The organism is Mycobacterium sp. Root135 (assembly GCF_001426545.1).
In the GTDB taxonomy this organism is placed as follows: Bacteria; Actinomycetota; Actinomycetes; order Mycobacteriales; family Mycobacteriaceae; genus Mycobacterium.
Map to the genome: position 1 here is coordinate 695,721 of NZ_LMEZ01000005.1, position 12,931 is coordinate 708,651.

The 12,931-nt window shown below is 67.8% G+C and carries 16 protein-coding genes; 8 read left to right on the plus strand and 8 right to left on the minus strand.

Annotated features, from left to right (window positions below):
• Positions 1-34: 34 nt before the first annotated feature.
• Positions 35-601 (minus strand): RNA polymerase sigma factor, encoded by a 567-nt coding sequence (locus ASD37_RS14405; protein WP_056551874.1) that lies wholly within the window; start codon positions 599-601, stop codon positions 35-37.
• Between the two features lie 400 nt (positions 602-1,001).
• On the opposite strand from ASD37_RS14405, the gene ASD37_RS31485 reads away from it, so the two are divergent.
• A complete protein-coding gene (locus tag ASD37_RS31485; RefSeq protein WP_156720876.1) occupies positions 1,002-1,145 on the plus strand; it encodes a hypothetical protein in 144 nt (47 codons plus the stop codon).
• 54 nt (positions 1,146-1,199) lie between these two features.
• Here ASD37_RS31485 and ASD37_RS14415 read toward each other — a convergent pair whose 3' ends face one another.
• The 6 genes from ASD37_RS14415 to ASD37_RS14440 all read right to left on the minus strand — a co-directional run bounded on the left by ASD37_RS14415 (position 1,200) and on the right by ASD37_RS14440 (position 7,029).
• Complete coding sequence (locus tag ASD37_RS14415) at positions 1,200-1,760, minus strand: isochorismatase family protein (protein ID WP_056551880.1); 561 nt, start codon at positions 1,758-1,760, stop codon at positions 1,200-1,202.
• 9 nt (positions 1,761-1,769) lie between these two features.
• Positions 1,770-3,056, minus strand: coding sequence for a hypothetical protein (locus ASD37_RS14420; RefSeq protein ID WP_056551883.1), 1,287 nt, complete (start codon positions 3,054-3,056; stop codon positions 1,770-1,772).
• Positions 3,053-3,487 carry a hypothetical protein gene (locus ASD37_RS14425; protein ID WP_056551887.1) on the minus strand — a complete coding sequence of 145 codons (435 nt, stop codon included), beginning with the start codon at positions 3,485-3,487 and terminating at the stop codon, positions 3,053-3,055. Before ASD37_RS14425 ends, ASD37_RS14420 begins: the two co-directional genes overlap by 4 nt.
• Positions 3,484-3,681, minus strand: a complete 198-nt coding sequence (locus ASD37_RS14430) for a hypothetical protein (RefSeq protein WP_056551890.1) — start codon at positions 3,679-3,681, stop codon at positions 3,484-3,486. The genes ASD37_RS14425 and ASD37_RS14430 overlap by 4 nt, the downstream gene beginning before the upstream one ends.
• Complete coding sequence (locus tag ASD37_RS14435) at positions 3,678-5,522, minus strand: hypothetical protein (RefSeq protein WP_056551892.1); 1,845 nt, start codon at positions 5,520-5,522, stop codon at positions 3,678-3,680. Before ASD37_RS14435 ends, ASD37_RS14430 begins: the two co-directional genes overlap by 4 nt.
• Positions 5,523-5,631: 109 nt before the next feature.
• Positions 5,632-7,029, minus strand: a complete 1,398-nt coding sequence (locus tag ASD37_RS14440; protein WP_056553332.1) for an acyl-CoA dehydrogenase family protein — start codon at positions 7,027-7,029, stop codon at positions 5,632-5,634.
• 84 nt (positions 7,030-7,113) lie between these two features.
• On the opposite strand from ASD37_RS14440, the gene ASD37_RS14445 reads away from it, so the two are divergent.
• The 7 genes from ASD37_RS14445 (at position 7,114) to ASD37_RS14475 (ending at position 11,789) form a co-directional block, all read left to right on the plus strand.
• The gene (locus ASD37_RS14445; protein WP_056551894.1) at positions 7,114-7,641 is read left to right on the plus strand and encodes a hypothetical protein; all 528 of its coding nucleotides are present in this window, start codon (positions 7,114-7,116) and stop codon (positions 7,639-7,641) included.
• Positions 7,638-7,820, plus strand: a complete 183-nt coding sequence (locus ASD37_RS14450; protein WP_056551898.1) for a hypothetical protein — start codon at positions 7,638-7,640, stop codon at positions 7,818-7,820. The genes ASD37_RS14445 and ASD37_RS14450 overlap by 4 nt, the downstream gene beginning before the upstream one ends.
• A 34-nt stretch (positions 7,821-7,854) precedes the next feature.
• Positions 7,855-8,172 (plus strand): hypothetical protein, encoded by a 318-nt coding sequence (locus ASD37_RS14455; protein ID WP_056551901.1) that lies wholly within the window; start codon positions 7,855-7,857, stop codon positions 8,170-8,172.
• Between the two features lie 9 nt (positions 8,173-8,181).
• Positions 8,182-8,637 carry a PPOX class F420-dependent oxidoreductase gene (locus ASD37_RS14460; RefSeq protein ID WP_056551904.1) on the plus strand — a complete coding sequence of 152 codons (456 nt, stop codon included), beginning with the start codon at positions 8,182-8,184 and terminating at the stop codon, positions 8,635-8,637.
• A gap of 114 nt (positions 8,638-8,751) precedes the next feature.
• Positions 8,752-9,987, plus strand: a complete 1,236-nt coding sequence (locus ASD37_RS14465; protein WP_056551907.1) for a glycosyltransferase family 4 protein — start codon at positions 8,752-8,754, stop codon at positions 9,985-9,987.
• Positions 9,981-10,715 (plus strand): class I SAM-dependent methyltransferase, encoded by a 735-nt coding sequence (locus tag ASD37_RS14470; protein ID WP_056551910.1) that lies wholly within the window; start codon positions 9,981-9,983, stop codon positions 10,713-10,715. Before ASD37_RS14465 ends, ASD37_RS14470 begins: the two co-directional genes overlap by 7 nt.
• A 3-nt stretch (positions 10,716-10,718) precedes the next feature.
• The gene (locus ASD37_RS14475; RefSeq protein WP_056551913.1) at positions 10,719-11,789 is read left to right on the plus strand and encodes a hypothetical protein; all 1,071 of its coding nucleotides are present in this window, start codon (positions 10,719-10,721) and stop codon (positions 11,787-11,789) included.
• Between the two features lie 10 nt (positions 11,790-11,799).
• Here ASD37_RS14475 and ASD37_RS14480 read toward each other — a convergent pair whose 3' ends face one another.
• Entirely contained in the window at positions 11,800-12,876 is a 1,077-nt protein-coding gene (locus ASD37_RS14480; RefSeq protein ID WP_056553334.1) for a GGDEF domain-containing protein, read from the minus strand.
• Between the last annotated feature and the right edge of the window lie 55 nt (positions 12,877-12,931).

Sequence of the window (12,931 nt, forward strand, 5' to 3'; positions counted from 1 at the left end):
CACCCCGTGATGGGGCCTGGGGATCCGCCCGATGTCACCGCCACGGCTCCATCCGGATCCGCAGTGCGGCCGTCGCGCGGCAGTGATGGCCGCGGGCCGCGTCGGGGCTCGTTCCCAGGGCCTCGCCGATCTCGGCGAAGGTCCTCGACTCCACCTCGCGCAGCACCCATGACGCGTGTTGGCGGGCGGGGAGCTCCGTGAGGGCCGTCTGGAGCTCGGCCAAGAACGTCACATTGGAGACGACGGTGAAGGGATCGCAGCCACCGTCGAGGCTGGGCATGGTCAGCAGTATCTCGTCGCTCGCCTGTGCTCGGCTGGCGCGGTAGGTGTCGGTGATCTTGTTCGTGCAGATCGCGTACAGCCAGTTGCCGAGAGACGCGTCGCCGCGGTAGCAGCTCAGTTGTCGCCAGGCGCCCACGAAGGTCGCCTGCACCACGTCTGCCACGTCGAATTCGTTCGCCAGCTTCCGGCGCGTGTAGCGGTACAGCCGCGGGCCGTGGCCACGGACGATGGCTTCGAAGGCCTCCCGATCGTCGAGATCGGCGAAGGTCTGCAACTTTCTTCCTCCGGTGGTCTTGAGTTGCTGATCGGTACCGTTCATCGCCAGACGCTCCTGAATCTCCGATGGCTTGCCGGGAGGTTCCAGGCTGAAGATGAGTAGATACTATTCGCTCATAGCTGTGAAAAGCCTGCTAATCACCAGTACAAAGCGTTAATTAGAGCTGGCTGTGGGTTAGCGAAGGCTAGGGCTGGCTACGGACTGGCGCCATGTGACTGGCCTCACCGCGGTTCGACATTCGGATCTTGGGTCGTTCGCCGACTTAACGGATGGCGGCACCGCGCCCGCGGTATTCGCTTGATTGGGCACCCGACGGTGGCCACGACTCGGGAGGAGGCGCAGCCACGACCACCGACACCATTGCATCGACGACGAGTTCGCTGGCGCATCGACGACGCCCGGCGAACCGCACACCATTCACGTCAACACGAAGGACGATCACATGAGCACTCAACGGAGAAGCATCGCCAGCCGCCTCTACGCCGGACTTGGCCGGGTCACCTGGGGTTTCCTGCGCCGCAAGGTCAACGAACGTTTCAACCGCCGGGCCGGCGGACGCGAGGCGGGACGATCCACGTCGCGCTGATGCCACCCCGCTAACGACTCCAAATCCATTGCGGGAGAGGAGAACTTGGATCGGCTAGGCGATCGTGACCCCGGAGGCCCGCAGGGAGTCGAGTGCTTCGGCAGTGGTCGTGGGCGACACTCCCGCCGTCAGGCCCGTCAGGACCCGGGTGCTGAACCCGGCTGCCGCCGCGTCGGCTGCGGTCGCCTTCACACAGTGGTCGGTGGCGATTCCCGCCACGTCCACCGAGTCGACGTCCCGCGCGCGCAGCCAGTCGGCCAGGGTGGTGCCGGCCTCGTCGGCGCCCTCGAAGCCGCTGTAGGCCGCCGAGTACTCACCCTTGGTGAACACCGCCTCGACGGCGGTCGGGTCGAACGCGGGATGGAAGTCGACGCCCTCGGTGCCGACGACGCAGTGGGGCGGCCAGGAGTCCCGGTAGTCGGGTTGGTCGGAGAAGTGCGGACCCGGGTCGACGTGGTAGTCCTTCGTCGCGACGACGTGGGCATAGGTGACTCGGCGGGCGGGGTCGGCCAATAGTTCGGTCAGTCCGCGGGCGACGGCGGTGCCCCCCTCGACGGCCAGTGAGCCGCCCTCGCAGAAGTCCTTCTGTACGTCCACGACGATCAGTGCGCGCATGCCGTCAGATTATCCGCCGAACAGCAGGTACAGCCCGGTGAAGGTATAGCCGACCATGACCAGCATCATCGCGAGCTGCCCGGTCACCTGGTGGCGCTTGGGCAGCAGGCGCAGCGCGCGGTCGTGGGCGGCGATCACCCCGGCTACGTGCCCGCCGACCACGAAGCCGACCTTCAGCGTCGCGAGTACCGACGGGTGCGAGGACAGCAGGTAGTACGGCTGGACGTCGGGCAGCCCGACCAGTCGCAGCACCGTCTGCTGGCCGCGCTCGACGAGGTAGGTCAGATAGTGGGCGAACACGTAGCCGATCACGATGGGGATCAGCGAGTGCGCCATCAGCCCCGGAAGTTCGCGACGGCGCTGCGCGTCGACCCCGCCGGTCGCGCGCGCGGCGAACCAGAAGGTCGTCGCCACCACGCCGGCGAACAGCAGCAGCCCCGCGGTGCGGATGAGGACCGCGATCGCCGGCGTGCTGCCCGACGCGTCGTCGACGAGGTTGCGCCACTGCGGCATCGCCGAGAAGCTGTCGAACGCCGTCGACCCCAGCAGGATCGCGAGCACCGCGACCGTTCCCGGCCGCACCGGCATCGACGGCAGGTGGTCGAAGGGGTTGCCGATCGCGATGCGCCCGTCGTCGTTGCGTCGCAATGGCGACAGCCGCGACGCCACCACGCCGTACACCTCGAAGGGGTCGGCGCGCGCGTTCCACCTGGTGCCGAACGCCAATGCGCCTACAAACGTCACGGCGAGGTAGACCAGCAGCCACATCTTCACTGCCGCAAGCGATCCGGGGTCCGCACTGGCGAGCTCGAGCCACACGAACGCGAACAGTCCGACGGCGGCCGGCCGGTAACCCCACGAGTCCGGGTAGCTCAGCGGTGGGGCACGACGGGATGGCGGCAGCAGTCGGTAGACGGTGCGCACCGGCGACAGCAGGCGCCACACCGGGCCGATCGCCAGCGACAGCGCCACCAGTCCGACCCACAGCAGCACGTAGAAGACGCCGGGCAGCGCGTTGTCGCCGTCCTGCGGGCCGAACACCGCCGCGACCGTCACCCAGGTGGCCAGCACCAGTCCCGCGACGGCGACCGTCCAGCGCGTCGCGGGGGCGTCGCAGACCGTCGTCACCCAGTGCGGCAGCGGGCGGCCGGGCTTGGTCGCGTCGAAGCGCGGCTTCTTCCAGGCCAGGACGACGACGGCGAAGGTGAACGTCAGCGCCCACGCCGCGCCGATCAGCGCATAGGTGTACGGGATCGGCAGATCGTTCGAGCCACCCAGGCCGTGCGCGAGGATCACTGCACGGCGATGGAGGCGATCGTGCGGTTCAGTTCGTGCAGCTCGACGTCGACCTTGCCCGGCACGGTGACGGTGAACTGGAAGGACTGACCGGGCTTCGGCTCGACGGCGAACGTGTGCTCCGGGTTGGAGTGCACGTGCAGCTGGTCGGCGGCGTCACTGTCGACCCGAAGCACGATGGGGTCGCCCACCTTGGCCTGCAGTTGCTCGTTGGTGGGCGTGACCTTTCCGCCCTTGATGGTGACGTCCACGACGAGCTGCTCGGGGGGAGCCTGCTGGTCGGACAGCTGCGGGATGGACGTCGAGCTGGCTGAGCCGCCGGTGGCTGCCGAACTGCTAGACGTCGCACCGGAATCGGTGGATCCGCCGCATCCGGCGAGAAGGAGCGCGGTGGCGGTGGTCAGGGCGGCGAGTGTCGTCTGCGTGGTCACGGTGTCCCATCTTGGTCGGCGGCGGCTGAAGGTCCGCTGCGCGTCGCGTCCTCGTCTTCCTCGGCCTCCAGCCTGCGGTCTCGTCGCGCCACCCAGATGACGACGGCCACCACCAGGATGGCCGGTGCGAACGCCGGGATCGCCAGCAGCGCCGAGTGGTCGGCGAGGATTTGGACGTCGGGTGCCTGGCTCATACCCGCGCGGTTGGCTCGGACTCGGTCTTGCTCTCGGTCGGCTCGTTCTTGTTGAGTCTGCCTGCGCCCCAGGTGAGTCCGGCGATCATCATCAGGGTGCCCGCGAGGACGATCAGGCAGCCGATCAGCCACAGCGACTGCGGGATGTCGGTGCTGCGCTCGCGCTGCAGGATGGTGATCTCGGAGACGAACGGCCGCGTCATCTGGGCGTCGGCGGGCACCTCGGGCGCTCCGATGCCGGGATCGCCGTGCAGGTAGATGGGCACCGCGGTCATCACGCGACCGTCGTGCACGCGCAGCAGCGTCTTCCACTGGCCCGAGACGGGCATCGGCTCGGTCGAGCGGTAGTGCCCGGGGCCGACCTTCTCGAGGTGGTCGACGAAGATTCCACGCTGGTTGGCCAGTCCGCCCTGCCAGCCCAGCACCGACACCCAGTTGGGGTCCTCGCTGACCAGGTCTGGCGGGTTGATTCGGATGTCGGCGGTGGCCATGCGCTGGTCGCCGATGCTCGGCGCCTCGGTCATGGTGAAGGAGGCGGTCGCGTTCTGCGGGACGTCGTAACGCAGGCCGTTCGCGGTCGCGCCCGCGATGGCGATCACGGCGAGCGTGACGACGCCGATGCCGATCGCGCGGCTTGGCAGCTTCTGGTTGGTCAGCACCATGCCGACCATCGCGCCACACACGCCGACCAGCGCGGCCACCGGCACGGCCATGGCGAGCGCCTCGGGCCAGATGCTGGTCGGCCAGGAGTACCGGTAGACGGCGTCGATCCAAAACGACTCCAGCCACAGGCCAATGGTCGCGACGCCGATGCCGGCGACGAGACCGAACAGCATGGGCTTCTTGATCAGGGGAGTGAGCGCGATCAATTCGACGACGACGGCGGCGCCCAGGTAGAGGGCGAACCAGTTGATCGGGGCGCCGAGGACGGGCCCGACGATGAGCGCGACCAGTCCGCGCAGTGCGATCGCCAAGATCGCCGCGACGATGGCAGCCCCGCGGCCGAGCATGATCCTGGCGGACACCAGGGCGAAGGCGCCGGCGGCGGCGATGAGCATCGGCTCGAACACCTGCCGGAACTGCATGACGCCGAAGTCGAACTCGATCTGGTAGACCGACAGGCCGATGACGATGCCGCCGAAGGCCAGGTACTGGATGAACTTGATGCCGGGGCCGTCCTTGGGCTTGTCCTCTCCGACGGCGCGGCGGCCCTCGTGCTCGAGGAATAGCGCGGTCAGCGTGGAGAAGCCGGCGCCGCCGATGAGCATGAGGTGGGTTGGCCCCCACAGCGTGACGTCTTGGCCGAAGATGCGGTGCCAGACGTCGTCGAGCGGGAAGCCGATCAGGGCGTAGAGACCGCAGCCGGCCATCAGGATGCCGCCCACGGGGGCGTACCAGTGCCGGGTGATGCGAACGGCGGACGGTCCGGGCTTCTCATACGGCAGCACGCAGGCCAGGCAGCCGGCGACGAAGAGGATGAACAGTCCGAACAGGATGAAGTAGTGCGCGGGGTTCGCTAGCGGGCCGGGGTCGCGGCCCTTTCCGATGTGCAGGCTGACGTCCCAGATGAACCCGAAGAGCGCCGTGATGATCGTCGTGATGAACAGCGCGATCGGCAGCGCCACCCAGGACGGCCGGTTGAACTTGCGCCCAGCCCACTCGCCGAGGTCGTGCAGCCAGGTGATCTTGCGCATCCGGTGCTGGTAGCCGATCCAGAGCAGCACGGCTCCGACGATGACGCTGGCCACCGACAGACCGATGACCTCGTTCAGGGCGGCACCGCCGCCCTCCGTTCCCTGCGCGAGATACGCCACGTTCGGTTGCAACGACTGCACTGTCATATCCCCTTGTCGAGTCCTACGGACGACGGAACCCTACCCGTCGGTAATGTTGCCAGACCGGGCGAGGCGATACCAGGGGTACCGCAAACCTCGATCGTCATTTCTTCGGTCACTTCTTGCGTGGAGGCTTGAGGGCCTTCATCGCGAGATTCATCACCGGCGACGGGACGCGGTCCCGGGCCTCCATGGCACGGTTCGCCACCCTGGTCCTGGCGGGCGTGCCACGGCCGAACCAGGCGTTCAGCGGTCCGCCCGTCGGCTCCAGGTCGACGTGCATCGGGGGTCTGCCGTCGGCGGCGCCAAGGGCGTTGGAGATGACCATCCGCTGGATCTCGCTGGTGCCCTCGAAGATCGTGTAGAGCTTCGCGTCGCGGTACCACTTCTCCACCGGATGGTCCTTGATGTAGCCGTAGCCGCCCATCGTCTGGATCGCGCGCTCGGTGGTCTTGACCGCGAGTTCGGTCGCGGCGAGTTTGGCCATCGATCCCTCGCCTCGCTCGAACGGCACGCCCGTCGCCGCCATCCAGGAGGCCCGCCAGGTCAGCAACCGTGCCGCGTCGAGCTGGGTGGCCAGGTCGGCCAGCGGGAAGGCGATGCCCTGGTTGTCGATGATCGGAGCACCGAACGCCTGCCGGTCCTTGGCGTAACGGGTGGCGTATTCCAGTGCGGCCCTGCTGATTCCGAGTGCCTGAGCGGCGACCATCGGCCGGGTCTGCTCAAGTGCCCCGAGCGTCGCGGACCCGGAGTGCTTGCCGCCTTCGACGGCCTCACGGGCCTTGGCCAGCTTGTGTTCGAGCTTCTCGTGGCCGCCAAGCAGGTTGGCGGCGGGCACGCGGACGCCGGAGAACTTCAGCTCCGCGGTGTGCGACGCGCGGCACCCAAGCTTGTCGAGCTTGCGCACCATCTCCAGACCCGGTGTGCCGCCGGGCACGATGAACAGCGCCTGGCCCTTGTGGCCGAGGTCGGGGTCGACGTTGGCGTTGACGACGTGCACGTCGGCGATGCCGCCGTTGCCGATCCACATCTTGTGGCCGTCGATGATCCAGTCGGCATCCTTCCCTGGGGCGGCTCGCCGAGCCGTGGTGCGGAGGTTCCGGACGTCACTGCCGCCCTCGGGTTCGGAGATGGCCAGCGCGGCGAGCTTCAGGTCGCCGGCGGTGCCGAAGCACTGCGGCGCCCACTCGAGCATCTGCTCCGGCGAGGCGGCCTGCCCGATCGCCGACAGCGCGAGCGCGGGCATCACGACGGCGAGGCCGATGCCCGCACAACCCCAGAAGATCTCCTCCATGAACATCGGCAGCGACAGGCCGCTGGGGTCGCCGATGAGGTCGCGGTAGAACAGCGGACTGTAGAAGCCCAGCTGAGCGGCCTCCTCGAGCACCGGCCACGGAAACTCCTGGCGAGCGTCGTAGTCCGCGGCGACCGGCCGGATCACCTGCTCGGCGAACTCGTGGGCGCGCCTGGCGAGGTCATGCTGCGCGATGGTGGGGGTGAGGTCGAAGCTCATGCGGTCCACCTTTCGGTATACATGTGTTCACTGATACCCACTCGGGCGGCGCCGAATCACGTCGGTCGGCCTAACCTCGGAGGAGTGAAGCTCGTCCTCCCGCATCTTCGCCAGCGTGACGGGGTCACCTGCGGACCCACCGTCGCGGTGATGGCGGGCGCGCTTCTCGACCCCGGCTACCGCGCCAACCTCGCGGACCCGCGCTGGTCGGACGCCGAGCAGGGCCGGGTGCACGCGGCGGCGAATCGGGTCTGGCCGCGTGCGCTGGGCACCACGCCGTGGGGCATGGCGAAGGTCGTCAGCGTGCACGGCGCCGCGCATCACGTCCGCTATGGCTGGCGGCTGGCGCGGCCCGGTGACGAGCTCGCCGACGTGGCACGTGCCGTTCGGGCGGGGTGGCCGGTCCCGATGCTGATCGGGAACGTGATCCCGCGCCACTGGGTGCTCCTCGTCGGCCGCGACGGCGCGGCGTTCGATTGCTACGAGCCGTCGTCGGGCGAGGTCCGACGGGTGCCGGCGGCGGAGGTCGCCAGCGCACGGCTCGACGTGCTCGGCTTCCCGCGGGCCTTCGCGTTCGTGCTTCCGCTCGACGCATTTAGCCTTGAAACATGACACCGGCCGTCAAGCGCTATGCGGTCATCACGTTTCTTCTCGCCTGGTTGGCGCTGCCCGCGTACGTGCTCGTGCTCGAGGAACTGCCCGCACCGTGGTTTCAGGTTGCCTGCTGGGCGATCGCCGTGTTCATCGTGATCTGGGTGTGGTTGATGGTGCGGGCGATTCGCAGAGGCTAGTGCCGGCCTCGGCGTTCGAACATATGATCGAACGATGGGCGAACTCCAGTCGATCGGCTATCACGGTCAGCCGGTGCAGCAGGCGTTCCGCCGCGTCGACCCACCGACGCCCGTCCTGGTCGACCTGTCGGCCGTCTTCCCCCGCGAACCGCACCGAACGGGCGGCTACAACCCGGCCGGGTTGCAGATGCATGCGATCGTCGAGGGGCGGCTCAGCTGCTGGGGGCTCTGTGAGCAGGGGTTCTGGTGGGGACTGGTCACCTATGACATCGCCTACGGGCCCGACCGGAAGTCGGTCACGCACTGGATTCCCTCGTGGACGTTGAAGCGCAAGCCCGAGCGCCGTCCGTAGGCTGCAGGGATGGCTCGCAAGCTCGCAACCGCCGACAGGGTGGATCGCAACGCACTGCTCGACTTCGTCCGACCCCGGCATCACATGGTGCTGACGACCTTCCGATCGGACGGTTCGCTGCAGATCTCGCCGGTGTCGGGCGGGGTCGACGAGGAGGGGCGAATCGTCGTCGCCAGCTATCCGCAGCGAGCGAAGTCAGCGAACGTCCGCCGCGATCCACGGGCCAGCGTGACGGTGCTCTCCGACGACTTCAACGGCCCGTACGTGCAGGTTGACGGGGATGCAGAAGTGATCGATCTGCCCGATGCGGTCGAGCCGTTGGTCGAGTACTTCCGCGCGATCGCGGGCGAGCACTCCAACTGGGACGAGTACCGCCAGGCCATGGTCGACCAGGGAAAGTGCCTGATCAGGGTGACGCCGGTGCGGTGGGGGCCGGTGGCAACCGGTGGATTCCCGCCGTCGTGACGGTGGCCGCCGCCGTCGCCGCGAATGGCCGCGTTGCGGCAGCTAGCCAGTCAAACTATAGTCTGGACACATGTCCAGAGCGCAGATTCCGACTCTGGCCGCGGTGAACTAGCCATGCGGATTGCCCTTCTGTCGTATCGAAGCAAGACGCACTGTGGTGGACAGGGCGTCTACGTCCGTCATTTGAGTCGCGGTCTCGTAGAACTTGGCCACGACGTCGAGGTGTTCTCGGGGCAGCCATATCCCGAGGGTCTCGACCCGCGGGTGCGTCTGACCAAGGTCCCGAGCCTGGACCTCTATCGGGAGCCCGACCCGTTCCGCGTCCCGCACATCAGGGAGATCCACGACCGCATCGATGTGCTCGAACTCCTCACGACGTGGACGGCCGGCTTCCCCGAGCCGAAGACTTTCTGCATGCGCGTCGCGCGGATTCTGCGTGAACGGCGCGACGAGTTCGACGTCGTCCACGACAACCAGAGCCTTGGCGACGCACTCCTCAAGGTCGAGAAGTTCGGCCTGCCGTTGGTGGCCACGGTGCACCACCCGATCACCAGGGACCGCGTCGTCGACGTCGCCGCCGCGACGTGGTGGCGCAAGCCGTTGGTCAAGAGGTGGTATGCCTTCGCCGAGATGCAGAAGCAGGTCGCACGCAAGATTCCGGAACTGTTGACCGTGTCGACGTCCTCGGCAGTCGACATCGCCGACGACTTCGACGTCGACCCCGACCAACTGCACGTGGTGCCCCTCGGCGTGAACACCGAGCTGTTCCGGCCCAGCGAGCACCGGGTGCGCAACCGCATCATCGCGATCGCCAGTGCCGACGTCCCGCTCAAGGGCGTCAGTCATCTGCTGCACGCCGTCGCCCGGCTGCGGGTCGAGCGCGACCTCGACGTTCAGCTGGTGTCGAAGCTCGAACCCAACGGGCCCACCGAGAAGCTGATCGCCGAACTCGGCATCTCCGACATCGTGCACAGCTCGAGCGGCCTGACCGACAACGAGCTGGCGGACCTGCTCGCATCGGCCGAGGTGGCCTGCATTCCTTCTCTCTACGAAGGCTTTTCGCTCCCCGCCGTCGAGGCGATGGCCAGCGGCACGCCGATCGTCGCGAGCCGCGCGGGCGCCCTTCCCGAGGTCGTCGGCGAGGACAACGTGTGCGCACGCCTCGTCCGGCCCGGCGACGTCGACGACCTGACCAGAGTGCTCGGCGAATTGCTCGACTCCCCCTTGGAGTTGCGCAGACTTGGCGCCAACGGCCGCATGCGCGCCGTCGACGTCTTCAGTTGGGAATCGGTGGCCGCTCAGACGGTCGCCGTCTATGAACGCGCAATGAAACGAGTGAAGACATGTTGACCGTCGACTTCGACAGGTTGGGCGTTGGTGCGGGCAGCAGCCTCATCGACGTGGGATGTGGAGCGGGTCGGCACTCGTTCGAGGCGTTCCGCAGGGGAGCCGACGTCGTCGCCTTCGACCAGGACGTCGCCGAGCTGAACAACGTCGACGCGATCCTGCAGGCGATGCAGCAGCAGGGTGAGGCGCCCGCCTCGGCGAAGGCCGAGGCCGTCAAGGGTGACGCGCTCGACCTGCCGTACGACGACGGCACCTTCGACTTCGTGATCGCCTCGGAGATCCTCGAGCACGTCCCGCAGGACGAGGCCGCGATCGACGAGTTGGTCCGCGTGCTCAAACCCGGTGGGCGACTTGCCGTTACAGTGCCGCGCTGGCTGCCCGAGAAGGTGTGCTGGGCGCTGTCGGACGAGTACCACGCCAACGAGGGCGGACACATCCGCATCTACCGGGCCGACGAACTCGAGGGCAAGGTCACCGCGAGGGGCATGCGATTCGACCACCGGCACCACGCGCACGCGCTGCATTCGCCGTTCTGGTGGTTGAAGTGCGCCGTCGGCGTCGACAAGCCGGACAATCCACTCGTTACGACCTATCACAAGATGCTGGTGTGGGACATGATGTCTCGGCCGTGGCTGACCCGCAACGCCGAGTCGCTGCTCAACCCGCTGATCGGCAAGAGCGTCGCTCTGTACTTCGAAAAGCCAGCCACGTCACCAAGCTCGGCGGCCTGATCCGTGCGGCGTCACGAGATCCCTGGTGTACCAGGCGTTCTGACGCCGGAACAGTGCCGTCAAACGGGTGAGTCGATCGCCGCGACGCAGGAGTCCTCAGGGGCGCTGCCGTGGTTCACCGGTGGGCACACCGACCCGTGGGACCACGTCGAGAACGCGATGGCGTTGACCGTCGCCGGCCTGTGGGACCAGGCGCGGGCGGCCTTCGACTGGTGCCGCAACGTGCAACGCGCCGACGGTTCGATGCCGATCCAGATGCGCAACGGCGTTCTCGAAGACGGCAACAGCGACAGCAACTTCTGCGCCTACGTCGCCACCGGCGTGTGGCACCACGTGCTGGTCACCGGTGACCGCAGCTTCGCCGAAGCCATGTGGCCGGTCGTGCGCGACGCCGTCGACTTCGTGTTGACGATGCAGCTCGACGGCGGCGAGATCGCTTGGGCCAGAAGTCAATCCGGAATCTTGCCGGAGGCGTTGCTGACCGGATGCGCGAGCATTCACCACAGCATCCGGTGCGCGCTGGCGTTGGCCAACTACGTCGGCGAATCGCAGCCGGAGTGGGAGGTCGCCGTCGGCAGCCTCGGCCACGCGATCGTCGAGCACCCCGAGTCGTTCAACCTCAAGGACGACCACGCGATGGAGTGGTACTACCCGGTGCTGGGCGGGGCCTTGCGCGGCGACGCCGCCAGGGCGCGCATCGACGAGCGGTGGGACCGGTTCGTCGTGCAGGGTCTCGGCATTCGCTGCGTCGACCACCGGCCGTGGGTGACGGGCGCCGAGACCTGTGAGCTGGTGATGGCACTGGACGCCATCGGCGATTCGGCACGGGCGCACGAGCAGTTCGCCGCCATGCACCACCTCCGCGAGGAGGACGGCTCGTACTGGACCGGTCTGGTGTTCTCCGACGGCAAGCGCTGGCCCGTCGAGCGCACCACGTGGACGGGCGCCGCCGTGATCCTCGCGGCCGACGCGCTGTCGTCGACGACGGCGGGCAGCGGCATCTTCCGCGGCGTCGACCTCCCGCGCGGTCTTGAGGGCGAGTTCGATTGCGCCTGCGCGACATCCGGCCGCTGACCATCGGAGTTCATCGGATGTAACCGTGGTGGTGGAACCTGTTCCCGCCGCTGCGCTTGGCGCGGTACATCGCCTTGTCGGCGATCCCGACGAGATAGTGCACCATCGACTCGTGTTGACGGGCGGGCACCCCGTCGAGCCGTGCGCACGCCGTGCCGACGCTGGCGGTGACGGGCACCGGAAGTTGGGCGATGGCGTCGCAGATCCGTTGGGCCAGCGGCGTCGCGTCACCGGTGGGGGAGGTGTCGGCGACGACGAACTCCTCTCCGCCGGTGCGCGCGATGATCGCCGTCTCGCAGGTGCTTGCCCGCAAGGCGTTGGCCACGTCGACCAGAACCCGGTCGCCTGCGAGATGGCCGTGACGGTCGTTGATCGACTTGAAGTCGTCGAGGTCGACGACCGCGACCAAGAGGAACATGTCCGTCGCGGGCGTGGCCAGCAGCAGGCTCGTGGTCTCCAGTTGGAACGACCGCCGGTTGCACAGGTTGGTCAACGGGTCGAGCTCGGCCCGCACCAGGTCGTTGGTCAGCGCCCGGATGAGGACCTGAATGGCAAGCGGCAGTGCGATGTTCACCTGTAGCACCAGGAAGAGGTCCACCGCCGCGAGAGCGACGTGTCCGTCCGAGGCCATCTGGACCGCCGCGGTGGTGGCGACGACCGCGGCGACGGCGAAGTTGTAGACGACGTACTTCGAGGTGAGGAAGAACGCGATGTAGGCGCCGCTGGTCGCGAAGGCGATGCAGCCGACGAGCGTGGACACCGGTTCGGGGTAGGCCAGGCATGCGAGGGCGATCGAGGTGTTGGTCACCAACGCGAATGCGACCGATTGCGCGGGACTCGGCCATCGGACCGACCACAGGATCACCCCGGAGACACCGCCGGCGAAGGCAAGCCACGTCATCGCCACCGGAAGGGGGTCACGGGGACCGCCTGCCCCCAGCAGGAGGGCCACCAGACACAGCGAGAGCGACGCCGAGATGGCGGCCATCATGAGGCGGGTTGCCCGGCTGATGCCGCGGGAGTGGATGTAACCGCTCAACCAGTCGTAATGGCTGGGTTGCCGCCACCAGCGCGCGAATGCGCCCACGTCCACCCTCCCGCCCCAATGAGCAAATTATGCATGGCCGTCGAATTGGCGGATT

Excerpts from the sequence above, each read along its gene's own strand:
- ASD37_RS14450 (WP_056551898.1), top strand. The coding sequence starts at position 7,638 with ATGACACCGGCCGTCAAGCGCTATGCGGTCATCACGTTTCTTCTCGCC.
- ASD37_RS14440 (WP_056553332.1), bottom strand. The coding sequence starts at position 7,029 with ATGAGCTTCGACCTCACCCCCACCATCGCGCAGCATGACCTCGCCAGG.
- ASD37_RS14470 (WP_056551910.1), top strand. The coding sequence starts at position 9,981 with ATGTTGACCGTCGACTTCGACAGGTTGGGCGTTGGTGCGGGCAGCAGC.
- ASD37_RS14415 (WP_056551880.1), bottom strand. The coding sequence starts at position 1,760 with ATGCGCGCACTGATCGTCGTGGACGTACAGAAGGACTTCTGCGAGGGC.
- ASD37_RS14455 (WP_056551901.1), top strand. The coding sequence starts at position 7,855 with ATGGGCGAACTCCAGTCGATCGGCTATCACGGTCAGCCGGTGCAGCAG.
- ASD37_RS14465 (WP_056551907.1), top strand. The coding sequence starts at position 8,752 with ATGCGGATTGCCCTTCTGTCGTATCGAAGCAAGACGCACTGTGGTGGA.
- ASD37_RS14405 (WP_056551874.1), bottom strand. The coding sequence starts at position 601 with ATGAACGGTACCGATCAGCAACTCAAGACCACCGGAGGAAGAAAGTTG.
- ASD37_RS31485 (WP_156720876.1), top strand. The coding sequence starts at position 1,002 with ATGAGCACTCAACGGAGAAGCATCGCCAGCCGCCTCTACGCCGGACTT.
- ASD37_RS14460 (WP_056551904.1), top strand. The coding sequence starts at position 8,182 with ATGGCTCGCAAGCTCGCAACCGCCGACAGGGTGGATCGCAACGCACTG.
- ASD37_RS14430 (WP_056551890.1), bottom strand. The coding sequence starts at position 3,681 with ATGAGCCAGGCACCCGACGTCCAAATCCTCGCCGACCACTCGGCGCTG.
- ASD37_RS14435 (WP_056551892.1), bottom strand. The coding sequence starts at position 5,522 with ATGACAGTGCAGTCGTTGCAACCGAACGTGGCGTATCTCGCGCAGGGA.